20 protein-coding genes are annotated in these 21,484 nt (G+C 72.5%); 9 read left to right on the forward strand and 11 right to left on the reverse strand.

Features of this window, described 5'->3' with window-relative positions; genetic code table 11:
* Positions 1-64 precede the first annotated feature (64 nt).
* The 3 genes from ACH4DZ_RS14465 to ACH4DZ_RS14475 all read right to left on the reverse strand — a co-directional run bounded on the left by ACH4DZ_RS14465 (position 65) and on the right by ACH4DZ_RS14475 (position 2,635).
* On the reverse strand, positions 65-937 hold the full coding sequence (locus ACH4DZ_RS14465) for an ABC transporter permease (protein ID WP_398287389.1): 873 nt from the start codon (positions 935-937) through the stop codon (positions 65-67).
* Positions 934-2,019 carry an ATP-binding cassette domain-containing protein gene (locus ACH4DZ_RS14470; protein ID WP_398287390.1) on the reverse strand — a complete coding sequence of 362 codons (1,086 nt, stop codon included), beginning with the start codon at positions 2,017-2,019 and terminating at the stop codon, positions 934-936. The genes ACH4DZ_RS14465 and ACH4DZ_RS14470 overlap by 4 nt, the downstream gene beginning before the upstream one ends.
* Positions 2,020-2,239: 220 nt before the next feature.
* Complete coding sequence (locus tag ACH4DZ_RS14475; protein WP_398287391.1) at positions 2,240-2,635, reverse strand: hypothetical protein; 396 nt, start codon at positions 2,633-2,635, stop codon at positions 2,240-2,242.
* 271 nt (positions 2,636-2,906) lie between these two features.
* On the opposite strand from ACH4DZ_RS14475, the gene ACH4DZ_RS14480 reads away from it, so the two are divergent.
* The 3 genes from ACH4DZ_RS14480 to ACH4DZ_RS14490 all read left to right on the forward strand — a co-directional run bounded on the left by ACH4DZ_RS14480 (position 2,907) and on the right by ACH4DZ_RS14490 (position 6,461).
* Entirely contained in the window at positions 2,907-4,067 is a 1,161-nt protein-coding gene (locus ACH4DZ_RS14480; RefSeq protein ID WP_398287392.1) for a PP2C family protein-serine/threonine phosphatase, read from the forward strand.
* Positions 4,068-4,192: 125 nt separating this feature from the next.
* A complete protein-coding gene (locus tag ACH4DZ_RS14485) occupies positions 4,193-5,425 on the forward strand; it encodes a hypothetical protein (protein ID WP_398287393.1) in 1,233 nt (410 codons plus the stop codon).
* Between the two features lie 229 nt (positions 5,426-5,654).
* A complete protein-coding gene (locus ACH4DZ_RS14490; protein WP_398287395.1) occupies positions 5,655-6,461 on the forward strand; it encodes a hypothetical protein in 807 nt (268 codons plus the stop codon).
* A 244-nt stretch (positions 6,462-6,705) separates the two neighbouring features.
* Here ACH4DZ_RS14490 and ACH4DZ_RS14495 read toward each other — a convergent pair whose 3' ends face one another.
* Positions 6,706-7,038, reverse strand: coding sequence for a DUF6401 family natural product biosynthesis protein (locus ACH4DZ_RS14495; protein ID WP_398287396.1), 333 nt, complete (start codon positions 7,036-7,038; stop codon positions 6,706-6,708).
* A gap of 79 nt (positions 7,039-7,117) precedes the next feature.
* Positions 7,118-8,461 carry a helix-turn-helix domain-containing protein gene (locus ACH4DZ_RS14500; protein ID WP_398287397.1) on the reverse strand — a complete coding sequence of 448 codons (1,344 nt, stop codon included), beginning with the start codon at positions 8,459-8,461 and terminating at the stop codon, positions 7,118-7,120.
* A gap of 444 nt (positions 8,462-8,905) precedes the next feature.
* Between ACH4DZ_RS14500 and ACH4DZ_RS14505 the strand changes: the two genes are divergently transcribed.
* The 4 genes from ACH4DZ_RS14505 (at position 8,906) to ACH4DZ_RS14520 (ending at position 12,044) form a co-directional block, all read left to right on the forward strand.
* Positions 8,906-9,916, forward strand: coding sequence for a permease (locus ACH4DZ_RS14505; RefSeq protein WP_398287398.1), 1,011 nt, complete (start codon positions 8,906-8,908; stop codon positions 9,914-9,916).
* Positions 9,917-9,933: 17 nt separating this feature from the next.
* The gene (locus ACH4DZ_RS14510; RefSeq protein WP_398287749.1) at positions 9,934-10,716 is read left to right on the forward strand and encodes a TIGR03943 family putative permease subunit; all 783 of its coding nucleotides are present in this window, start codon (positions 9,934-9,936) and stop codon (positions 10,714-10,716) included.
* Positions 10,717-10,765: 49 nt separating this feature from the next.
* Complete coding sequence (locus tag ACH4DZ_RS14515; protein WP_398287399.1) at positions 10,766-11,332, forward strand: hypothetical protein; 567 nt, start codon at positions 10,766-10,768, stop codon at positions 11,330-11,332.
* Between the two features lie 79 nt (positions 11,333-11,411).
* Complete coding sequence (locus ACH4DZ_RS14520; RefSeq protein ID WP_398287400.1) at positions 11,412-12,044, forward strand: hypothetical protein; 633 nt, start codon at positions 11,412-11,414, stop codon at positions 12,042-12,044.
* A 56-nt stretch (positions 12,045-12,100) separates the two neighbouring features.
* On the opposite strand, the gene ACH4DZ_RS14525 is transcribed toward ACH4DZ_RS14520, so the two are convergent.
* The 3 genes from ACH4DZ_RS14525 to ACH4DZ_RS14535 form a co-directional block, all read right to left on the reverse strand.
* Entirely contained in the window at positions 12,101-13,915 is a 1,815-nt protein-coding gene (locus ACH4DZ_RS14525) for a SpoIIE family protein phosphatase (protein WP_398287402.1), read from the reverse strand.
* A gap of 183 nt (positions 13,916-14,098) precedes the next feature.
* A complete protein-coding gene (locus ACH4DZ_RS14530; RefSeq protein ID WP_398287403.1) occupies positions 14,099-15,949 on the reverse strand; it encodes a transglycosylase domain-containing protein in 1,851 nt (616 codons plus the stop codon).
* Complete coding sequence (locus ACH4DZ_RS14535; protein WP_398287404.1) at positions 15,946-16,830, reverse strand: RNA polymerase sigma factor; 885 nt, start codon at positions 16,828-16,830, stop codon at positions 15,946-15,948. Before ACH4DZ_RS14535 ends, ACH4DZ_RS14530 begins: the two co-directional genes overlap by 4 nt.
* Positions 16,831-17,363: 533 nt before the next feature.
* On the opposite strand from ACH4DZ_RS14535, the gene ACH4DZ_RS14540 reads away from it, so the two are divergent.
* Together ACH4DZ_RS14540 and ACH4DZ_RS14545 are read left to right on the forward strand one after the other, a co-directional pair.
* Complete coding sequence (locus tag ACH4DZ_RS14540; protein ID WP_398287405.1) at positions 17,364-17,873, forward strand: SigE family RNA polymerase sigma factor; 510 nt, start codon at positions 17,364-17,366, stop codon at positions 17,871-17,873.
* Positions 17,863-18,780, forward strand: a complete 918-nt coding sequence (locus tag ACH4DZ_RS14545) for a L,D-transpeptidase (RefSeq protein ID WP_398287406.1) — start codon at positions 17,863-17,865, stop codon at positions 18,778-18,780. The genes ACH4DZ_RS14540 and ACH4DZ_RS14545 overlap by 11 nt, the downstream gene beginning before the upstream one ends.
* A gap of 214 nt (positions 18,781-18,994) precedes the next feature.
* On the opposite strand, the gene ACH4DZ_RS14550 is transcribed toward ACH4DZ_RS14545, so the two are convergent.
* The 3 genes from ACH4DZ_RS14550 to ACH4DZ_RS14560 all read right to left on the reverse strand — a co-directional run bounded on the left by ACH4DZ_RS14550 (position 18,995) and on the right by ACH4DZ_RS14560 (position 21,420).
* Complete coding sequence (locus tag ACH4DZ_RS14550) at positions 18,995-19,465, reverse strand: luciferase family protein (protein WP_398287407.1); 471 nt, start codon at positions 19,463-19,465, stop codon at positions 18,995-18,997.
* A gap of 82 nt (positions 19,466-19,547) precedes the next feature.
* The gene (locus ACH4DZ_RS14555) at positions 19,548-20,381 is read right to left on the reverse strand and encodes a class I SAM-dependent methyltransferase (protein WP_398287408.1); all 834 of its coding nucleotides are present in this window, start codon (positions 20,379-20,381) and stop codon (positions 19,548-19,550) included.
* Between the two features lie 148 nt (positions 20,382-20,529).
* Positions 20,530-21,420: an alpha/beta fold hydrolase gene (locus ACH4DZ_RS14560; protein ID WP_398287409.1), complete on the reverse strand. Its 891-nt coding sequence runs from the start codon at positions 21,418-21,420 to the stop codon at positions 20,530-20,532.
* Between the last annotated feature and the right edge of the window lie 64 nt (positions 21,421-21,484).

Consider the following 21,484-nt stretch of genomic DNA (forward strand, 5'->3'; position numbering starts at 1 on the left):
TTCCGGGGGACCCGGACGGCCTTCGGGAAGCTCCGGAGGGCCGGTCGTGGGCTTGGGGTCTCGACTACTTGCGGTTGTAGAGCCTCATCGTGACCGGGCCGAAGACCGCGACCAGTACGCCGGCCCAGCCCAGCGACCAGGCGATCTCGGCGCTCGGCCAGGAGCCCTCCATCAGGCCGCGGACCGCCGAGGCGAGATGCGTGACGGGGTTGTTGTTGACGAAGGCCTGGAGCCAGCCCGGCATCGTCTCGGGGCGGACGAAGATGTCGCTGAGGAAGGTCAGCGGGAACAGGATCATCATGCTCACGCCCATGACCGACTTCTCCGTACGCAGCAGCAGGCCGAACATCGTCCACACCCAGGAGAAGGCGAACGAGAAGACGATCAGGAGGACGACGCCCGCCACCACGCCCTGGACGCCGCCGTCCGGACGGAAGCCCATGATCAGGCCCACCGCGAGCATCACGACCGAGGCGATCGTGTAGCGCAGGGCGTCCCCGAGCAGATAGCCGACCAGCGTCGAAGGGCGCCAGATGGGCAGCGAGCGGAAGCGGTCGAAGACACCCTTCTCGATGTCGATGTTGACCGCGAGGCCCGTGTACATCGTGATCATGGTGACGGACATGACGAGGATGCCGGGGAGCAGGTACTGGATGTACTCCTCGGGGGAACCGGCGAGCGCGCCCCCGAAGAGGTACGTGTACATCAGCACCAGCATGATCGGGAACGCCGTCACGTCGAAGAGCTGTTCCGGTACGTGCTTGATCTTGAGGATGGCCCGCCAGCCGAAGGTGAGGGACGTCTGCAGGGCGTTCGGGCGCGGCGGGCGCTCGCCGGCGACCAGGATCGCGGCGAGGGTCTCGGTGCGGACCGGCGCGAGGTCCGCGGTGTCCGCGGTTCCGGTTCCGGTGCCGGAGGACTGGGTCGCGGTGCTCATGCCGTGGCCTCTTTCTTCAGCTGCGTCGAGTCCTGCGTCGAGCCCGGTGTCGCGTCCCGTGTCGAGTCCTGTGTCCCGGACGGGGGCCGCGGGTGGTCGGGTTTGCCGGTGAGGGCGAGGAAGACCTCGTCCAGGCTCGGCTGGCCGAGGGAGAAGTTGTCGACGGTGATGCCCGCGCGGGCGAGTTCGGCGAGGGCGCGGGAGGCCTTCTCGGCGGCTGCGGCGCCGTCCGGTGAGCCGTTGCCGACCCGGGCCGTCAGCGCCACCGGGTCCGGCTCCAGCTGGACGTCCGTGCCCAGGGCCTGCCGCAGCACACGCTCGGCGTCCGGACGCCGGTCCGCGTCCCGCAGCCGTACGTGCACGGCGCCCGCGCCCACCGACGCCTTCAGCTCGCCCTTGGTGCCCTCGGCGATGACCTTGCCCTTGTCGATGACGGCGATCCGGGACGCCAACTGGTCCGCCTCGTCGAGGTATTGGGTGGTGAGGAGGACCGTCGTGCCCTGGGCGACGACCGCCCGCACGATCTCCCACACCTGGTTGCGGCTGCGCGGGTCGAGGCCTGTCGTCGGCTCGTCCAGGAACAGCAGATCCGGGGTGTTGAGGATGGAAGCGGCGATGTCGATACGGCGCCGCATGCCACCCGAGTAGTTCTTGACCTGGCGGCCGGCCGCCTCCGACAGGCCGAAGGCGTCCAGGAGTTGGGCCGCCCGGTCGTACGAGGCCTTCTTGGCGTGGCCCGTCAGACGGGCCAGCAGCACGAGGTTCTCGGTGCCGGTCAGGTCCTCGTCCACCGACGCGTACTGACCGGTGAGGCTCACCCGGCCGCGGACCGCGTCCGCCTCCCGTACGACGTCGTGGCCGAAGACGTGGGCCTCGCCGCCGTCGGGACGCAGCAGGGTCGCCAGCATGCGTACGGTCGTGGTCTTGCCCGCGCCGTTGGGGCCCAGCAGGCCGTAGACCGTGCCCGGCTCGATACGCAGGTCCACGCCGTCGACCGCGCGGGTGTCGCCGAAGGTCTTCACCAGGCCCGCGGTCTCGATGGCCGGCCCGGCCCAGTGGTCGGTGCGGTTGCTGCTCGTCATGTCGGTCCGCCCATCCGCGTCGTTCTGGTGACTGATCTCGTGACTGGTTCCGTGACTGGTTTCGTAACGGGTTCCGTAACTGGTTTCGGAGTGCAGACCGCCGGGGCCGCGGAAACTCATCGGTGGGGCGGTGCTCGTCGACCTCGGCGGAGAGGGTGTGCCCAGGAGAAAGGGCCCCGGTTCGCGCCTTCGAACCGGGGCCCCGCAGCCTTGGGGTGCGTCAGTCCTCGGTCGTGTGGTAGCGGTAGAAGACGACCGCGAGGACGCCTGCCGTGATCACGAGGGACAGGCCCACGGTCTTCAGGACGCCGGCGTCCGAGAGGCTGTAGATGAAGCCGAACGAGATGCCCGCGAACGCCGCCCAGACGGCTGCGCCCAGTTCGCGTGGCAGGCGGGGGGCGATGGTGTGGATGCCGTATGCCGCCGCGGCGAACGCGAGGGCCGAGATCACGCCCAGGAGTACGTTCCAGCCGGTGATCGGGCCTGCGTGGCGGGCGATGCCGGAGGTCCAGAGGCCGTAGACGATGCCGGCGAGCACGGGCAGTGCGAGTTTCGCCGGGACGGCGGGGTGGTGGGTGGTCGGTGGTCCGGTCCTTGCGGGTGCCGTGTGAGCCATGACAGCACTCCTCTCTTCCTCGCCCCTGCCTTCCAGGTCACACCTGGGGGGTGGCGACGGCAAGTCGTGAGAGTCGGCTGCAAGCCGGTGGGGGCCATTCGCGCAGTTCCCCGCGCCCCGGAAGGACAATAGCTGGGGCGCAGCCCCGCTTTTGAGGGGCGCGGGGAACTGCGCGGCCGGCCCCCACCGGCCCGCGGTCACATGACGGCCGGATCGGCGGGGCCGCGAACCCCGGCGTGCGGCCCGCACCCGCGCGTGCTTCGCTGGGCGGATGAGCGGCGGCGCGCAGCAACAGACGCGGGCCCAGCGACAGCAACTGCTCCGCGTGCGCGGACGCAGCGTCGCCTGGGCACCCCCACTGCTCCTCCTCACCGCGATCGCCGTGATCGACAGCAACACCTCGGGCGAGTTCAGGATCATCTCCTGGATCGTCCTCGTCCCCGGCATCGCCGCGGCCATCTGCGGAGTGAGAGGCACGGCCGTCTTCGCCGCCCTCGCGCTCATCACGTACATCGAGGTGGACGCCGCCTGGCCGCACCAGGACCAGACCGGCCTGCCCGACTTCATCCTGGTCGCCGTGGGCGGCGCCCTGGCCACCACGGCGTGTGCCGTACGCGTCCGGGAAGAGCGGCGCATGCTGCACATGCGGGACGTCGCCGACACGACCCGCCGTACCGTGCTGCGCCCGCTGCCCACCCCCTGGGCAGGCCTGGACCACGCGGCCGTCTACCTGGCCGCCGACAGCGAGGCCCGCGTCGGCGGCGACTTCTACGACATCCAGCCGGGCCCGTACGGCACCCGCGTCCTCCTCGGGGACGTCCAGGGCAAGGGCCTGCCCGCGGTCGACGCCGCCGCCGCGCTGCTCGGCACGTTCCGCGAGTCCGCGTACCACGAGGAGTCCCTGGCCGTCGTCGCCGAACGGCTGGAGGTACGGATGCGCCGCCAGCGGAAGTACGTGGCGGACCTGGGCGAGGAGCCGGCCCGCGGTGTGGAGCGCTTCGCGACCGCGGTCCTCGTCGGGTTCCCGCCGCCGGGCGCTCCCGGCGGCCATATCGAGGTCGTCAACTTCGGGCACGAGCCCCCGCTGGTGGCCGGACCGGCCGGGGTACGCCTCCTGCCGCCCGGCGACGGCCTGCCGCTCGGTTTCGGCGGGCTGGCCGGCCCGGCCTCGGGCGTCCCGCCGGTCCGCCGTGTCCCCTTCGCCCCCGACGAGACCCTGCTGCTCGTCACGGACGGCGTGACCGAGGCCCGGGACGCCGAGGGCGCCTTCTTCCCGCTCCACGAACACGTCGCCCTGGCCGTCTCCGTCGACCCCGGCGTCGCCCACCCCGGCCACCTGGTGGAGCTGGTCCGCGAAGGCACCCTCCGCCACAGCACGGGCCACCTGGTGGACGACACGACGATCTTCGCGGTCCGCCCGGCCCGTGGGTGAGCCGGAGGCCGAACAAAACCCCCACCACCCACCCCTATCGCCCCCATCGCAACCCCCTTTGCACCCGCACCGGTTACCGTGCTGCCGTGGTGATCGAAGGGGAAGCGAAGGGGAGGGGGACGGCGATGCCCGGAACCGTACTGCTGATCGCGGCGTCGCCGACAGGCCGGAGCTGCCTCGTCGACGCCGCGTCCGTGCTCCCCGTACTCGCCGCGGTGGCGCCCTCCGTGCTCTCCGGCACGGACACCGCGAACGTGGTCGAGCTCGCCGACCCCCTGCAGCCACAGGCGGTCCTGACCCGGCTGAGGGCCGCCGCGACGGCCCCCGGCCCGCTCACGGTCTTCCTCACCGGGCAGCTCCAACTGGACCGCCGTCAGCGGCGTCCGCACCTGGCGCTCGCCCGGACGACCCCCGCGACCGTCCGCTACACCGGCTTCCCGTGGCACTGGATCCGCGAGGAACTCCGCCTGCGCGCCCCGGGCAGTACGACGCTCCTCGTCGACCTGCACACCGACGCGGAGACCTGGCAGCAACTGGCCGGCCAGCCCCTCACCGGGGGCCCCGGAGTCGCGCTGTACGGCCGCGTGGCCCCGCCTCCCCCGCGACGCGCGATGGCGGTGCCCACGTACATGAAGTCCCTGGCCACGATCCTCCGCAGCGGTCACCGTCCGCCGCTCGCGGACCTCCACCAGCAGGCGCTGACCCGCTCGTACGGCGAGGAGCCGGACTCCGCCCGCCGGGACCTCGTCCTCGCGGTCGAGCCCAGGTACCGGGCAGGGGTTCCGATGCCGGGGCCGGCGACGGCGCACGGGTACGCGGCGGCACCGGCCGCCGCACCCGCGCCCATGCCCTACCTCGCCGCCGTGCCCATGCCCGCGACCCCGCCCGTGGCGGTGCCGGTGCCGGTGCCGGTGCCGGTTCCCGTGCCCGCCCGCGTGGATCCGCATGCCGAGATCACCGCCGCGGTGCAGAGCGGCCGGCACGCCGAGGCCGCCGTGCTGGCCGAGCGGTGGGAGCGGACCGCGCTGCGGACGTACGGGCCGGGTGCCGACGAGGTCGTGCACTGGATGGAGGTACGCGCGGACCTGGCCATGTTCGCGGGCGACGCCGAGCTGAGCTGCCGGATCTGGCTCGCGGTGGCCGACGCGCGGCTGACCGCGGGGCAGCCCCCGGACGCGGCCGGTGTCGAGGCGGCCGTCGACCGGGCGCACCACCAGTGGGGCCGGATCGGCGACTCGACGCGGGCCCGTGAGCTGGGACCCGCGCTGGCCGGTCTGCGCGGACGGGTTCCCGGGCGCCGGCAGGGCGCGCTGGACGACATCCGGCGCAACCTCAGCCGACTCCGGACACAGGTCTGAGACGACAGCCCCTGACGACAGGTCCTGACGACAGGCCATAGGGGCACTAGGCGGCCCTAGGGGTCGACGAACATCTCCAGTGCGGCCGACACCGGCGTCCGTACGCCGGGGCCGACCGTCGCCCGTATATGGCGCGTATCACTCGTATGGCGGTGTTCAGCGCGGTCGTGGCCGGGTGCCGCTGCTATCCACGAGGGAGGGGGACGACACCCACCGAAGGAAGTGCGGCATGGCAGGCACGCTCGCCATCAACTTCACCCAGGGGCTCGACGACGCCTGGTCGAAGATCGCGACATTCGTCCCCAAACTCATCGGGTTCCTCGTCATCCTGGTGATCGGCTGGATCATCTCGAAGATGATCGCCCGCGTACTGGACCGGGTCCTGCGCAAGGCGGGCTCCGAGCGCCTGTCGGAGCGGGCCGGCACGGAACGGCTGCTCAGCGAGTCCAAGTACGACATGACGGGGATCGTCTGCAAGATCGTGTACTACGCGCTGATGCTGATCACACTGCAGCTCGCGCTCGGCGTCTTCGGCGCCAACCCCGTCAGCGAGATGATCAACGGGATCGTGGCCTGGCTGCCGCGCGGCATCGTCGCCGTGGTCCTCGTGGTGATCGCGATGGCCGTCGCGAACGCGGTCCGCACGATCGTGGGCAGCGCGCTGTCGTCCGTCTCCTACGGGAGGACGGTCGCGACCATGATGTGGGCGTGCATCCTCGCGCTGGGCGTGATCGCGGCGCTCGGCCAGGCGGGTATCGCCACGGCGGTCACGCAGCCGGTCCTGTACGCGGCGCTCGCGGCCGTGGCGGGCATCCTGATCGTCGGTGTGGGCGGCGGCATGATCATGCCGATGCGGCAGCGGTGGGAGCGGTGGCTGGACACGGCTGAGCGGGAGTCGCTGAACGCGAAGGGGAGCATGTCGGCGTATCAGTCGGGCCGGGACGATGCCCTGCGCGGGCAGCCGGCGCGGGAACGTACGGACCGGGCCGCGGGCCCGGACTCCGGCGCCGGCGCCGGCTCGACGATGGACATGTGACGGCCGCACGTCATCCGCGGGCCGGTGGGGGCTCGTCGCGCAGTTCCCCGCGCCCCTAGAGGCGGGGCTGCGCCCCGGTCCGGCTGTCATCCGCGGGGCGGTGGGGGCTGAGCGCGCAGTTCCCCGCGCCCCTGAAAGACGAAAAGCTGGGGCGCAGCCCCGCTTTTCAGGGGCGCGGGGAACTGCGCGGACGGCCCCCACCGGCCCGCAGCCGTAAATGGACCGTACGGCCCCGCCCCCACGGCTAGTGGTCACGTTGGGGCGGGATCAGGCCGTGCAGGTCGATCAGCCAGCTGATCGCCGTCAGCCGGCACACCGCGTAGTCGTGGCCCACCGGCTCCCGCCAGTCCGTCTCCGCGAGCCCGTCCAGGAAGCCGAGGGCGTAGTCCGTGAGGGTCTCGCGGTCCGGCGGGAGCGGGACCAGACCCGGGCCCGCCGCCGTCAGCCGCTCGCGCAACTCCGCCACATGCTGGTCCACCGCCGCCGTGAACGCCGGCTCGAACGCGAACTCCGCGAAGCGCGGCGCGTACGTGCGGGCGATCTCGACGAGGGGGGCCAAGGGGGCAGGGAGCGACATCCGTCCACCGTAAAGCGGGCGGAGTGGTATCAGGAGGGGTGTTTTGGATGGTTTCCGTCACATCGTGACAACGTGTCGGTCAGAGGGGCGGATGGGCCGGGGCCGGCCCCAGGGTCGTCGTGCCGGGGGCCGTCCGGTGCCCGAGGCCCGTGCGGTACGCGTCCAGCGCCGCGTCGATCCGGCCCGTACGCCGCAGCAGGTCCCCGAGGAGGCGGCACAGATCGGCCAGGTCGCCCGCCGCGCCCGCCCGCTCCAGCAGGCTGAGCGCACGCACGTAGTGCTCCTCGGCCGTCTCGGTGTCCCGGCTGTCCTCCGCGATGATGCCGAGCAGCCGGTGCGCGCCCGCGGAGTGGACGGCCCCGCGCTCCGAGCTGAGGTCGCCCAGGACGCCGTGCAGGAGGGTCGCGGCCTCCTCCGACTTGCCGCGCCGGTGGAGCACGTCCGCCAGTTCCACCGCGACCTGGCTGGTGTAGAGCGCGGCGCGCTGCGCGGAGTGCATGGCCTGCGCCTCGCGCAACTCGCTCTCGGCACGCTCCAGATCACCGTTCTGCGCGTACAAGTACCCGCGCATCCAGTGGCAGTTGGCCAGCTCGGTACGGATCTGGAGCTGCCGGTACAGCTCCGCCGCCTTGCCCAGGGACGCGTCGGCCTCGGCCATCCGCCCCTCGGCGATCATCGTGCGGGCGACGGACCGGTGCATACGAGCCAGCAGTGCGGGGTCGCCGACCTGCGGGGCCAGCGCGAGCGCGAACTCCGCCGCCTGCGCCGCCCGCGCGTGCGCCCCCATGTCCATGTAGGGCGCGATCACCGCCGAGTAGAGCAGCAGCAGGGCGTCCGGGTCGTGCAGCCCGCCCTTGTTCAGCTCGTCGATGGCGGATTCGAGCAGATAACAGGCGTACCGGAGTTCGCCCGCGAGGTAGTGCGAGACCGCACGGCCGCGCAGGGCCGGGACCCGGACGGGCAGCGGTTCGTCCGCGAGCCGCTTCTCCGACTCCTCGAAGCGCAGCCGGGCCGTCGCCAGGTCGCCGGTGTCCATGGCGCACTCGCCGAGACCGAGCAGGGCGGCGGCGCACTCGGCGTTCAGGCCGTGGGCCTGCGCCTCGGCGAGCAGCGCGGTGTACTGCTCGGCGGCGATCTCCGCCTCGCCGGTCGCCAGCGTGCGCTGGGCGTCGGTGAGCCGCAGCCGCAGGTCGGTGGCGAGGTGGGCGGGCCGCCCGGTGGCCAGTTCCTCGTAGGCGACCCCGAGCCGTTCGGCGATGTGCCGCAGTGCCTCCTCGGAGGGCCGTACGCGTCCTGCCTCCAGCGTGGAGACGTACGCGGGGGTGTAGGCGGGTTCCGCCAGTTGTTTCTGTGTCAGCCCGCGTTCCGTACGCAGTTGCTGCACTCTGCGCCCGATGATTCCCGGGTCGTCGCGCTCGGCCATGGCGTAAGCATGCCAGTAAGCCGAGTTACACCTGTCCGCTATCCAACTTCCTGTTGAAACGGGCAAGTTAAGTCTTGCGGCGCGGCCGTCGATCGGCTCAATGCGGCCCTTGCCCCGGAGGCGAACACGCCCTAGGTTAAGCGGCGCGTTAAGCGCACGATGAAGCATATTTAATACGCTGGCCTACGTTGACGTTGCGAGGTTGTCGCCGTGTTCCGACGCATTGCCACGCGCTACCTTCCGGCTCGTTTCATAGTGGCGTTCGGTGCGGCCGTGGTTGCGTTCGCCGCGCTGGTGAGTGCGGCGAACGCGGTTCCTCACTAAGGGCTCCACCCGGGTCGCTCCGCGGGTTCGGTGGGGGCTGGTCGCGCCGGTTCCGCTGACAGGGTTCTCCCAGGCCCTCCGCAGGTGTGCACAGGACCTGCCGTTAGCCTGCTCGAACCTATGGAGAACGGACGGAACGTAGCCGACGGGGTGCGGGTGGTGGCCCGGGCGCTCGTGTACGCGGTGGTCGGTGGGGTGGCGTTGCTCGCCATCGGCACCGTCGGGTCGGTGCTCGGGCCCATGGTCGTGCTCGATCTCGCCACCCCCGCCATGGCCGCCTGGTGGACCGTGTTCACCGCCGTCGCCGTACAGGGCATCCCCTTCCTTCTGCTGGGCACGGTCGTGTCGGCGGCGATCGGCGCGTTCGTTCCCGAGCGGGTCTTCCGACGCGTACTGCCGAAGAACCCGGCGCTCGCCGTACCCGTCGCCGGAGCGGCCGGGGCCGTGCTCCCGGGGTGCGAGTGCGCGTCCGTGCCCGTGGCGGACAGTCTGATGCGGCGCGGGGTCGCCCCGGCCGCCGCGCTCGCCTTCCTGCTGTCCGCGCCCGCCATCAACCCGGTCGTCCTCGTCGCCACGTCCATCGCCTTCCCGGGCAATCCGGCCATGGTCGGCGCCCGGCTCGTCGCGTCCCTCGCCACCGCCGTCGCGATGGGGTGGCTGTGGGTGCGGTTCGGCAAGGAGGAGTGGCTGCCGTCCGTACGGCACGGGGGTGGCGGAGCTTTCGGGACGGGCGGCTGGCGGGGATTCCGGGACGGACTCCAGCACGACTTCCTGCACGCCGGGGGCTTCCTCGTGCTGGGGGCGGCCGCCGCGGCGACGTTCAACATCCTGGTGCCGCGGTCCCTGCTCGACGTGTTCACCGGCTCGCCCTGGCTGTCGGTGCTGCTGCTCGCCGTCCTCGCCGTCGTGCTGTGCGTGTGTTCCGAGGCGGACGCCTTCGTGGCGGCCTCGCTGACCGGGTTCTCGCCCACGGCCCGGCTGGCCTTCATGGTCGTCGGGCCCATGGTCGACCTGAAGCTCATCGCCCTCCAGGCGGGGACCTTCGGGCGGGCGTTCGCGGTGCGGTTCTCGTCCGTGACCTGGGTGGTGGCCGTGGTGAGCAGCGTGCTGGTGGGCGGGTGGCTGCTGTGAGCCCCCTGCGCCTGCGTCTGCGTCTGCGTCCGCAGGGCGTGCTGCTGATCCTCTGCGGTGCTGCCCTGCTGCGGATCGCCTTCTTCAGCGAGTTGTACCTGCGCTATGTGAAGGAGGGCCTGCGCCCGTACCTGATCGTCTCCGGCGCGGCCCTGATCGCACTCGGCCTGCTGGGGCTGCTCGCCCGGACCCACGAGGACGAAGAGGACGAGGAAGAGGGAGAGGGAGAGGGAGACGAGGACGGGGGTGAAAGCGGCGATGAAGCCGCCGACCCCGACCGGTCGGACGCCCACGACCACGACCACACCCGTAACCCCCGCATCGCCTGGCTCCTCACCGCGCCGGCCCTGGCCCTCCTCCTCTTCCCGCCGCCAGCGCTCGGCTCGTACAGCGCGGAACGCGAGGAGGCGAGGGTCGCGGCGCAGGGGGCCGGCACCTTCCCGGAGCTCCCGGCCGGGGACCCCCTCGACCTGACCCTGGGCGCCTTCGCCTCGCGGGCGGAGTGGGACACGGGCGCGTCCCTGACGGGGCGCACGGTCCGGCTGACCGGCTTCGTGACCCGCGACGACGACGGCACCTGGTCCGTGGCCCGGCTGCTCGTCACCTGCTGCGCCGCCGACGCACAGGCGTTGAAGGTCGAGATCCGCGGCGAGGACGCCCCGGCGGCCGACACCTGGGTGACGGTCACCGGAACCTGGCACCCCACGGGGAAACCGGGCACGGACGCGGCCCGCCCCGTACTGGACGCCGTGGCGGTGAGGAGGACGACGGCGCCTTCGGACCCGTACGAGAAGCGGTGAGTTGGTGAACCGCTGAGTCGTTGTCAGTGGTGGCCTGTTGACTTGGCTCATGACCGACAAGACGAGTCACAGCGATGTCCGCCGCACCACGGTTCCCGCGCCCGGCACCGAGATGGTGGAGCCGTCGCGGTTCAGGATCCGTGAGGTGCGGATCGACGGCGGGGGTGCCGTGGTGAGAGTGCGGGGAGGCGGTTCGCACCGGATCGAGTTCGAGGTGCTGCACGACTGCTCGGCGTGCGGCAACGCCGTCAACCAGGTGATCGTCGGACTGGCGGGCGAGGACCGGGCCCAGGCGTCGGTGTGGAACGGCAAGCAGCGCAGCGGGGGCGGCCCGAAGGTGGTCAACGCCGGTACGAGCGTCGAGGCGTTGGCGGAGGACAACCCGGGTCCGGCGGAGTGGGTGAGTGTGTCGTGCGAGCTCGTCGTCCCCGACGAACCCGGCGTGTACTCGGTCCGCGCACGGTACGCCCAGGCGTATCAGGGACGCCTGATGACTGCCGAAGGCCGTGCGATCCCCCAGCCGGAGTACGAGGACGTACTGGGCTGGTGGAAGGTCGACCGCCCGGAGGGGCCGGGCCCGGAATCTGCCATAGGAACCATCGTCGTCGAGGAGTGAGCGGGAACCCCGGCACGGCGTCCGGATCCCTCGTGCGGGGCGGTGTCGGTCCGTCGCGGTCGGTGGTGTACTGCGTTCCATGCCGTCCAGCGACGAAGACAGTGAAGCGCTGAAAGAGGGCTTGTTCATCGCGGTGAGCGCGTCGGCGGTGCTCGTGGTGACCGGTCTCTTCTTCGGATTCCCCTGGCAGTTGTCCCTGTTCGTGCTCGTGATCACGGTCGCGTTGGTCGCCGTGCTCACCGGTGTGGCACTGCGTGACGCGCGAGAGTCGGCGCAGCGCCGGACGGTGAGCCAGGGGGTCCTGTCCGCGTGGGCCGCCCGCAACGAGGGGTGCTTCGGCACCGCTACGACGGCGTTCACCGGCGATGCGACGCGATGGCAGCTGTCCGCGAGTTCCTGGTACCCCGGCAGCCTGTTCGCCCTGGGCCGCCGGGAAGGCACCGAGGTGGGTGTCGTCTGCTCGACGGAGGACACGGGTGAGGTGATGGCGGAACTGACGACGATTCTGGTCCTTCTGCCCGAGCGCCGTCCGACCGCACGGCTGCGCCGTCGGGACATACGCCGACTCGACCTGCCGTACGGCGTGGCCTCGGTGGAGACGAACGGCCGCGAACTGAGCGTCCGTTACGAGGGCTGGCCGCGGTCGTCCTCGATGCTGGACACGATGATCGACGCGACGGTCCGCCTGGAGCCGGACATGCCCACCGCGTGACGTGCCCGCCGTGTGACTGCCTGCCGCGTGACGTGCCCGCCCTGTCGGGTGGCGGGTCAGCCCGGCGGTGGGTTCCGCTCGTGCATCCAGCCCTGGGGGAGCCAGGGCAGGTGGTCCGTGTGTGAGGGGGAGGGGCCGGTGCGGGCCAGGAGGATGGCCACGTCGTCCTCCGAGGTGGCCGGGTCCAGGTGTGCGGTGACCGTTTCCAGCAGGGCGGGGAGGGGGGCCGCCGGGTCGATGGGGAGGTCGGCCAGGGCGGTGAGGCCGGTCTCGATGTCACGGTCGCGGCGTTCGATCAGGCCGTCCGTGCACAGCAGGAGGACCGAGCCGGGAGAGACGGGGACCGTGGTGGCCGAGAAGGAGCCCAGGCCCACCCCCAGGGGCGGCGCGACCGGGAGGCTGAGCAGGGTGCGGGTGCCGTCGGGGGCCACGAGCAGCGGGGGGACGTGGCCGGCGTTGGAGAAGGTGGCGCATTCCCTGCGGGGGTCCAGGAGGGCCAGCAGGCAGGTCGCGACCCGGTCCAACTCCAGGGTGAGCGCGGTGCGTTCGGCCTGGAGCAGGATGAAGTCCGGGGTGCTGCTCTGGACGGCCAGGGTGCGCAGCACCGAGCGGTACTCGCTCATCGCGGCGGCCGCGCGGATCCCGTGCCCCATGACGTCACCCACCACCAGCAGGGTGCGGCCGTGGGGCAGCGCGAGCGTGTCGAACCAGTCGCCGCCCACCTCCGCCCCCGCGCCCGCCGGCAGATAGCGGCCCAGGGTCTCCACACCGGGGCCCGTGACGGTCGGCGTGTTCAGGAAGGCCCGCTGCATCTCCAGTGCCGTCTCGTGCTCGCGGGTGTAGCGGACGGCGTGCGCGATGCCCGTGGCGGCCCGGTCGGTGAGGTCGCCGAGCAGTTGGGCGTCCGCGTCGGTGAGGTGGGCGGAGTCACCGGCCCGGAACACGATCACTGCGCCCACCACCTCCTCGTGGACCGCGAGGGGCAGATAGATCCCGGAGTGCGCGCCCATCCGGCGGAAGTGCTCCTTGCGTTCGTTCGACAGCGAGAACTGGCGCAGGGCCTCGTCGGCGGGGTGGGTGAGGACGAGCGGGCGCCGTTCGGCCAGCACGTGGGCCATGGGGGACCCGGCCCGGTACACGACGAACTCGCCGAGGAGGCCGAGCGGCGAGGACACCTCCGCGAGTTCCGGTGTGGTGGCGAGCGCGATCCGGCGCAGCCGCAGCGGGTACCGGTCCGAGGGCACCTGGGGCGTGCCCTCCGGGTCCACCACGTCCACCGCCGCGTAGTCCGCGAAGCGCGGCACCAGCAGGTCGGCGAGCGCCTGACAGGCCTGGCCGAGGTCGAGGGTCGCGCCGGTGCTGCGGTTCGCCTCGTCGAGCAGCGCCATGCGGTTGCGCGCCCGGACGAGGTCCTCGCGCCCGCGCAGCGCGTCGGTGACCTCCAGCACTACGGCGGCCACGCCGAGGACCTCTCCGGACGGTCCGGAGAGCCGGTGGTAGGCGCCCAGCCACCACCGGTTGTCGTCCGTCGTGGCGGCAGGCGTCTGTCCGCCGACCGTGATGACCTGCGGAACTCCCGTACGCAGCACCTTCGCGAGCAGTTGCTCCGAGGACTCCAGGTCCGGCAGCACGTCCCGCAGCCGGCGGCCGAGGTGCTCGGCGGCCGGGACGCCGTTGAGCCGGGCGAGCGCGTCGTTGAGGTAGAGGTAGCGCAGCTCGCTGTCGAGAACGGCGATACCGGCCGGGCAGTGGTCGAGGAGCCGCCGGGTCAGCGTCAGCTCGTCGAGCAGCCGCTCCGCGGACTCCTCCACGTTCTCGGAGCGGTGCACGGCGTCCGCGAGCGCCGCCAGTTCCGCCTGGGTCAGCAGCATGCGCGGGTCTGGCTGGACATGGTCACCGGGCACCCGCCCACAGCATCACGCCCCCGCCACCCCCACCAACGGGATGACCTGTCCGAGTGACCCACCGACCACCCCGCCGCCCCGACCACCCCGACGCGCCGACCAGCACCCGGGGCCCAGGGAAGGTGTCCCAGGGAGTGGATTCCATGGGCCCTAGGGGGCCGGGGCCGTGGTGGGTTTGGGGTTGGGGTGTTGTGGGGTGCGGCCGCCGGGGGAGCCGGCCAGGCGCCATACCTCGTCCGCCGTCAGCGCCGCGTACGAGTCGGGCGGGACGTCGCCGGTGAGCCCCGCGACCCGGACGGGCTTTCCGCCGCGCTCGGCGAACAGGGCGAGGGTGAGGGCGAGCCGGGGCGAGTACACGCTCCGCCAGGCCGTCCGGGCGCCCGGCCCGCTGCCCGCGCCGGCCGAGTGCACGACCGGCACGGCGGGCACGGCCCTGACCGGCAGCAAGGTTCCGTCCTTGACGCCGGGCACGAAGGCACCGTCCTCGGCGGACGGCGCGTTCAGCAGCTCGGTGACCACCGCCGCCTCCTTTCCGTGCATCGCGGTACGCGTCTTCGGACGTGCGGTGTGGACCGTACGGCCCGCCTTGGTGATCTTCGCGACGGTGTACGGGGCCGCGTAGGTGCCGTCGGCGGCCAGCGTGGCGTACGCGGAGTTCAGGCGCAGCGGGGTGGGAGCCGTCTCCTCGACGAGTGTGCTCAGCGGGTCGCCGAACCGCAGGCCCTTGTAGGTGAACGGTTCGAGGACCGTGCCCGCCTCGACCGCCCCGTCCACGGCGTCGTTGAACGGCTGGTGGGCGTAGTCCGCTCCGCCGTACAGCACCCGGACGGCGCCGTCGCCGGGGACGGTCGCGACGACGGCCGTGTGCAGCCGGGCGTCCTTGACACCCGCGGCACCCTTGCCGTCCTTGCCGTCCTTGCGGCCCGTGCCGCCCGTGTCGCTGTCGGGCGTCCGCTCGCGCACCAGCTCGGCCGTCTCGTCCTGGAGGCCGAGGTCGAAGGTGGTGTGCACCTTGTAGCCGCCGCGCGCCAACTGGTCCTCCGTGATGCCGAGCCGGTCGGCGGCCTCCGCGGACGCCGTGTCGATCAGGTACTGGCGCTGGCCGTTCGAGCCGCCCGGCGGGTAGAAGCGGAAGGCGGGAAAGCGGGCGGCCGTCCGCTCGCGGGCGCTGATCGCGCCCGAGTCCGCCATCGCGTCGAGCACCCACACCCAGCGGCGCTCCAGCGTCCCGGTCACCTTCGCGTCCGCGCCCGCCCGCTCGTAGTACGAGGGCAGGTTGAGGATGGAGGCGAGGGCGGCGCCCTGGGAGACCGTCAGGTCGCGGGCGCCGACGCCGAAGTAGTTGCGCGCGGCCGACTCGACGCCGGCGGCGCCGCGGCCGAAGTACACGGTGTTGAGGTAGCCCGCCAGGATGTCGTCCTTGGCCCTCGTGCGGTCCAGCTTCACGGCGATGAGGGCCTCGTGCGCCTTGCGTTCGAGGGACTGCTCGGGGGTCAGCAGGGCGTTCTTCACGTACTGCTGCGTGATCGTGGAGCCGCCCTGGCGGTCGCCCCCCGTCACGGTCGCGAGCGCGGCCCGCAGGATCGCGGAGGGGGCGACCCCCGAGTCCGTGCGGAAGGAGCGGTTCTCCGCGGCGATCACGGCGTCCTGGACGTGCCGCGGGACCTGCTTGAGGGGGATGTCCTGGCGGTCGACCGGTCCGCGCCTGCCGAGGTACTCGCCCCCGGCGTCCACGAAGACCGTGCTCTGGCTGACGGTCTCCGGGTGCGGCTCGGGGATGGGCGTCATCCGGTACGCGACGACGACCGCGGCGCACGCGAGGAGGAACAGCGTCAGCAGGGCGGCCAGCAAGCGGCGGAGGCGGCGGACGCGGGTGCGGCGCCGGCGGACCCGTGTCCGCCGCAGGAACGTGCCGATGCCGCGGAGGCGGGCGCCGCCGCGGCGGAGTAGATCGCGGGCGTTCACGCGGGTCTTCGTACGGGTCTTCACGCGGGCGTTCATGAGGGGGAGTCCGTCCGTGCGAGGAGTGTGCCGGCGGAGTCGTAGGCCTTCACCGTGATGCCCGGCGAGGACGTGTCGCTGCCGGTGAGCCGGGCGTCCACGTACCAGGCGGACCAGCCGGGGGAGCCCGCCAGGGTGAGCAGACGGGCGGTGAACGTGCCCTCGGTCGTGCGGACTTCGACGCGGGACGCCTCGCGGCTGCCCCGGTGGATGCCGGAGAGGAAGAGCCGTTTCCCGCTCGTGGAATCCACCCAGAGAGTCAGGGCGGGACCACCGGCCCCGCCCTTCCCCGAGCCGCCCTGACCCGAGCCGCCCTCTCCGGCGTCGCGGAACTGGTTCGGCTGCCCCGGTGCCGACAGGTGCGTGCCGTCCTTGGAGAGCCAGAACTGCACACCGGGCGCGGCGGTGACGCGTTCGCCCGGTGTCACGACGCGGACCGCCGCCCTCTCCTCGGAGACCGTGACCCCACCGGACCCGGACCCGGAGCCCGTGCCGCGCACCGCTCCCACGACCAGGGGTACGAGGAGCAGGGCGCCCACGGAGGTGAGCACCGCGGTGGTGCGCCGGCGCTGCTTGCGGAGCGTGCGCCCGGCCGCCTCGATGGCGGTCGCGGGAAGGGACGAGACCGGGCCCCCGCCGTGCGGCCCGAGCGGGCCATGCGACTCATGCGGGCCGAGCGGGTCCTCCCGGTACGCGGCGTGAGCGCGCAGGGCCGTCGCCGCCCGGCGGTCCACCGCTTTCACCGCCCCCCGCGAGGAGTTGAGGAGCGCGGCGATCTCGCGGTGGGTCAGGCCGTCCCAGTGCCGGAGCACGGCCACGGCCCGCCGACGGGGCGGGAGGCCGGCCAGCACCTCGGTGAGCGGGTCGAGCGGATCGGGCACGTACGGCTCCGGCGTGTACCCGGCACGCCCGGAGTTCCGGGAGTGCCGAGAGCGTCCAGAACCCCCGGGGCCTCCAGAACCCCCGGAACCCCAGGAGCCCCCAGAACGCCAAAAGCGCCCGAGTGGACGGGCGACCAGCCGTGGCCTCCGTCGCAGGAAACCCCGTACCAGAGCCCGCCGTACGTAGAACTCCGCGTCGTCGCCCGGGACGCGGCGCCGCGCGTAGACCTCCGCCACCGCGGCTCTCGCGCGTCTGTCCGCGTCGGCGGAGTTCCCCGTCAGCAGACGGGCCGTGCGCGTGAGCCGGGGCCAGTACTCCCCGGCGCGGGCGGTGAAGTCGTCGTCCATGGTCAGTCGAGCGCGACGATGCGCGCCACTCCCTCCGGATCGGCCCTGCTCGGTGCTTGTGCTTCGATGTACGCGACCTACGCGACCTGTGTTGCGTACGTGACGTACGGGACCTGTACGCACGACAGAGGCAGCCGGGTTGCACGGGACTTCCGAGAACAGCGGCAGGGGGTGTGGCGGGGGGTATGACCGAGGACGAGTTCGACGGGTTCTACGCGGCCGCGTTCCCCCGGCTGACCGGGCAGCTCTACGCCTTCACCGGTGACCACGGTGAGGCGCAGGACGTCGTCCAGGAGGCATTCGTCCGGGCCTGGGACCGGCGGCGGGAGTTCCTCGCCGACGGGGCGCCCGAAGCCTGGATCCGTACGGTCGCGATGCGGCTCGCGGTGAGCCGGTGGCGGCGGGCCAGGCGTTGGCTGGAACTGGTGCGCCGCAATCCGCCGCCGGAGCACACCCCGGGGCCCGGGCCGGAACGGGCCGCGCTGATGGCCGCGTTGCGGGAACTGCCCGAGGCACAGCGCATGGCCGTCGTTCTGCACCATCTGTGCGACTTGAGTGTCGAACAGGTAGCCTCCGAAACCGGTGCGCCCACAGGGACGGTCAAGGCCCGGCTGTCCCGCGGCCGGGCGGCGCTGGCGCGGCGGCTGGGCGAGGCCGACGAACTGGGTGAGAGGGAGGACGACCGTGTCCGATGAGCTCACCCCCGCCCGCGGGCACGCGCACGAGGACCCCGGCGACGGATCGAACCGCTCCGAACTCACCGTCGCACTGCGCGGGTTGGCCCAGGACCACGAGACCCCCGTGGCCGTCCCGGGCGCGGAGATCCGCCGTCGAGCGGTACGCCGCCGCCGGCGCCGCAAGGCCTCGCTGGCCGCCGTCGGTACGGCCGGGGCGGGAGTGCTGGCCCTGGTCCTGGCCGTGGTGCTCACTGATGGCGAAAGTGCCCGGTCGGTTCCGCCCGCGGCCAGTTACGGCGTGAAAACGCCCCCCGCGACCGCCAGGCCCTCTCCGGTCGTCGCCGCCGCGACGGTGGACCTCGACCGGCGGGAACTGACCGCCGAGGGACGCACCCTGCCCATCTCCGCCGGGGCGGGCACGTCGCCGACGCCGACGGGACTGATGACGGTCACCGCCAAGTACAAGGCGACGATGGTGCCGGGCGCGGTCGCGGGCTGGAGCGCGTACGACATCAAGGCGACCTGGGTGATACGGCTGCGCGGCCCCGACGACCGTACGAACTACCTCCTCGCCCTCAGCTGGGACGAGAAGGCGCCCGGCAGTTACGACATCACCGGCGGCGCGATCGGTATGCGCAGCGTGGACGCGATGTGGCTGTACAAGGTGCTCAGGCCGGGAGCGGTGGTCGAGGTGGTGGGGGCGGCCACGGCACGGCCGACCGGTGAGTCCCGGCCCGACCCCGAGCCGTCGCGGGCGGGCGGCGGTGTGGAGGTCCCGCAGGCGGGGACGGAGCCGGCGACGCAGGATCCGGCCGGTGCGGCGCGGGCGGAGGAGCTGACGGACGCGGCGCGGGCGAAGGAACTGGCGGACGAGGCGCGGGCGAAGGAGTCGGCGGCGGCCGGGGGCACGGACGCGACGCCCTGAGACGTTGCGGGCCAAGTCCTGGTGTGAGCTTTACTGCGCGTTAGTTGCAGGCGCGGTGACATGGCGTGAGGGTGGGAGCAGTCCCACGGAGGTCCGCACGACTGCCTCCCGTCGACCACCCCCTCCTCCTGGCGTGCCTCCCTTTCTCGGGAGGAGCGGGTGTGGCCTCCAAGAGGCTGTTTTCAAAGGCGGCGGCTGGCAGTGACCGAGGCCGTCAGTGACCGCGGCCGTCGGCGGTGGCGGTCGTCAGGGGTGGCGGCTGCCGGTGGTGCGGCATGAGCCGGTCCACCACGCGGCGGGCCGCTCCCGGACGTGGCCCGGGGACCACCGCCGGACGCTCCCAGTCGCAGGGCGGTGTCGGGCGCCGGAGCGGGACCGCGCCCTGCTCCTTCAGCGCGACACTCACCAGCCCCAGCAGCAGCTGGACGTCGGCGTCGCAGTCGAGGAGCACGGTGATCCAGGAGGCGCCGGGGCGGACTCTGATCGCGCTGGCGTGCAGGAGTTGGGGAAGCAGGCGTTCGACCGCCGTGGGCGTGAGGCAGAGGTCGGCGGAGTCGTCGGAGTGGAAGTGGACGATCTCGTGTCCCGCCGAAGCGAAGGCATGCCCAACGGCGCACCGGGGCGGGCCACTTACCAGGTTCGGCCAGGTCTCCAGAAGAGCAATGGCGCGAGGGGCCGCGGTCATGACCCCATCCTCGCGCACGCTTCACCTGGAGTACCACCCCCAGCCACCTCCGACTACGCGCACCGCACGGCCGGTTACCCGATCACTCCCCGGCGAACCTGAACAGGTTGCAGCGGTACGCCTCGACGTCCCGGCGCCTGAGCGTCGCCACGACCGGGAGCAGGAGGCGGTAGCGCAGGGGCAGCCGGTGTGCGACCGGGGCCGGCAGACGGGCCAGGGTGCGGGAGTCCGTGAGGCTGAGGCCCGGCTCCCACTGTTCGAGCGCACCGGGGTTGTCGCAGCTCCAGCGCATACGGGCCGTCACCTCGGCCAGTACGTCATGGCTGTCCTGGGCGTCGACCACGCGGGACGCCGCGGTCTCCAGGGCGAAGCGGGCCCCGGGCAGCTCCTCCCCGACCTGCTGGAACACCGAACGGACCAGCTCCGCCTCCAGATAGACCAGCACCGCCTCGGCGACCAGGAAGTACGGCCCGGGGCTGCTGCCGCGCACCTGCTCCATCCACTGCGGATCGGTGACCGAGGCGGAGACCATGTGCCGCCGGTCCGTGTCCTTGAAGAAGCCCCGCCGCAGGGCGATCACATCGGGCAGGTCGAGGTCGAACCAGTGGACCGTGCCGTTGTCGAGCCGTTCGAACCGCGTGTTGAGTCCCGTGCCGATCTCGACGACCGTGCCGGCGGGGTGCCGTGCCAGGAACTCCCGTACCCACTGGTCGAAGAGCAGGGTGCGCAGATTCGCCCCGAGCAGGCTCCGCGCCCCGTCGAAGCGGGAGAAGTCGTAGTCGAGGGAGTCGACCATCTCCACAGCCTGTGGATCGCTGAGCAGTCCGTGCGCTTTACGGGTCTCGACCGCACGGGCGTAGAGGGGGATGAGCAGGGTCTCCTGGACCTCGCCGAGTCGGGGCGTGCGCTTGTCCACCGGCCCTCTCCTCTCCACCGGACTCTTCACCGGACGTCCCACCGGGCTCCCCGTCGGCCTCTTGTCCGGTCTCTTCTCCGGCGGGCCGCGCGGGGCAGGTCTCCCCAGGCAAGCTAACCGAGCCGTTTCCGGTTGGCAGCCCCCCGCGTCACCGGCGCAGCAGCTCCCGTATCGCCCCTACGACGACGTCGGGGGCCTCCTCCGCCATGAAGTGGCCGCACGAGACGGTGCTGTGCCGCAGGTCGTCCGCCCACGCTGACCACAGCGCGGCGGCGTCGAAGCCGAGGGCGGCGCCCCAGTCCTGCTGGAGCACGCTCACCGGCATCCGCAGCCGGTTGCCGGCCTCCCGGTCGGCCCGGTCGTGCGTGACGTCGACGCCCGCGGAGGCGCGGTAGTCCGCGACGATCGACGGGACGGCCGCGCGGGACGCCGCGAGGTAGGCGGCACGGACGTCCGCCGGTACGGCGGCCGGGTCGCGCGTCCAGACGTCCAAAAAGTGGCCGAAGAACGCGTCGGGGCTCGCGCCGATCAACTGCTCGGGCAGGCCCGGCGGTTGGGCCATGAGGTAGAGGTGGAAGCCGATCGCGGCGGATGTTCCGTGCATGACCTCCCACATGTCGAGGGTCGGCAGGACGTCCAGGGAGGCGAGGTGGGTGACCGTCTCCGGGTGGTCGAGGCCCGCCCGGATCGCGACGAGGGCGCCGCGGTCGTGGCCGACCAGCGCGAACCGCTCGTGCCCCAGCGCCCTGGCGACCGCGACGACGTCCGCGGCCATGGCGCGCTTCGCGTACGCGGTTCCGTCGGGGTCGGCGGGCTTGTCGCTGGCGCCGTAGCCGCGGAGGTCGGGGCAGATGACGGTGTGGTCGGTGGCGAGCTTCGGGGCGACGTGGCGCCACATGAGGTGGGTCTGGGGGAAGCCGTGGAGGAGGACGACGGGGGTGCCTGTGCCGCCCCCGACTGCGACGTTCAGTTCGATGCCGTCGGCGCCGGGGATGCGGTGGTGGGCGAAGCCCGGGATCGTGGGAGTGGTGTGGGGCATGGGGGTCCTCGCAGGTGGTGTGTCGGATGCGGGCCGGTGGGGGCTTGTCGCGCAGTTCCCCGCG

The organism is Streptomyces sp. NPDC017991 (genome assembly GCF_044328075.1).
In the GTDB taxonomy this organism is placed as follows: domain Bacteria; phylum Actinomycetota; class Actinomycetes; order Streptomycetales; family Streptomycetaceae; genus Streptomyces.

Bases quoted from the DNA above. Each gene is read 5' to 3' on its own strand.
- ACH4DZ_RS14465 (WP_398287389.1), bottom strand. From the start codon at position 937: ATGAGCACCGCGACCCAGTCCTCCGGCACCGGAACCGGAACCGCGGAC.
- ACH4DZ_RS14470 (WP_398287390.1), bottom strand. From the start codon at position 2,019: ATGACGAGCAGCAACCGCACCGACCACTGGGCCGGGCCGGCCATCGAG.
- ACH4DZ_RS14475 (WP_398287391.1), bottom strand. From the start codon at position 2,635: ATGGCTCACACGGCACCCGCAAGGACCGGACCACCGACCACCCACCAC.
- ACH4DZ_RS14480 (WP_398287392.1), top strand. From the start codon at position 2,907: ATGAGCGGCGGCGCGCAGCAACAGACGCGGGCCCAGCGACAGCAACTG.
- ACH4DZ_RS14485 (WP_398287393.1), top strand. From the start codon at position 4,193: ATGCCCGGAACCGTACTGCTGATCGCGGCGTCGCCGACAGGCCGGAGC.
- ACH4DZ_RS14490 (WP_398287395.1), top strand. From the start codon at position 5,655: ATGGCAGGCACGCTCGCCATCAACTTCACCCAGGGGCTCGACGACGCC.
- ACH4DZ_RS14495 (WP_398287396.1), bottom strand. From the start codon at position 7,038: ATGTCGCTCCCTGCCCCCTTGGCCCCCCTCGTCGAGATCGCCCGCACG.
- ACH4DZ_RS14500 (WP_398287397.1), bottom strand. From the start codon at position 8,461: ATGGCCGAGCGCGACGACCCGGGAATCATCGGGCGCAGAGTGCAGCAA.
- ACH4DZ_RS14505 (WP_398287398.1), top strand. From the start codon at position 8,906: ATGGAGAACGGACGGAACGTAGCCGACGGGGTGCGGGTGGTGGCCCGG.
- ACH4DZ_RS14515 (WP_398287399.1), top strand. From the start codon at position 10,766: ATGACCGACAAGACGAGTCACAGCGATGTCCGCCGCACCACGGTTCCC.
- ACH4DZ_RS14520 (WP_398287400.1), top strand. From the start codon at position 11,412: ATGCCGTCCAGCGACGAAGACAGTGAAGCGCTGAAAGAGGGCTTGTTC.
- ACH4DZ_RS14525 (WP_398287402.1), bottom strand. From the start codon at position 13,915: ATGCTGCTGACCCAGGCGGAACTGGCGGCGCTCGCGGACGCCGTGCAC.
- ACH4DZ_RS14530 (WP_398287403.1), bottom strand. From the start codon at position 15,949: ATGAACGCCCGCGTGAAGACCCGTACGAAGACCCGCGTGAACGCCCGC.
- ACH4DZ_RS14540 (WP_398287405.1), top strand. From the start codon at position 17,364: ATGACCGAGGACGAGTTCGACGGGTTCTACGCGGCCGCGTTCCCCCGG.
- ACH4DZ_RS14550 (WP_398287407.1), bottom strand. From the start codon at position 19,465: ATGACCGCGGCCCCTCGCGCCATTGCTCTTCTGGAGACCTGGCCGAAC.
- ACH4DZ_RS14560 (WP_398287409.1), bottom strand. From the start codon at position 21,420: ATGCCCCACACCACTCCCACGATCCCGGGCTTCGCCCACCACCGCATC.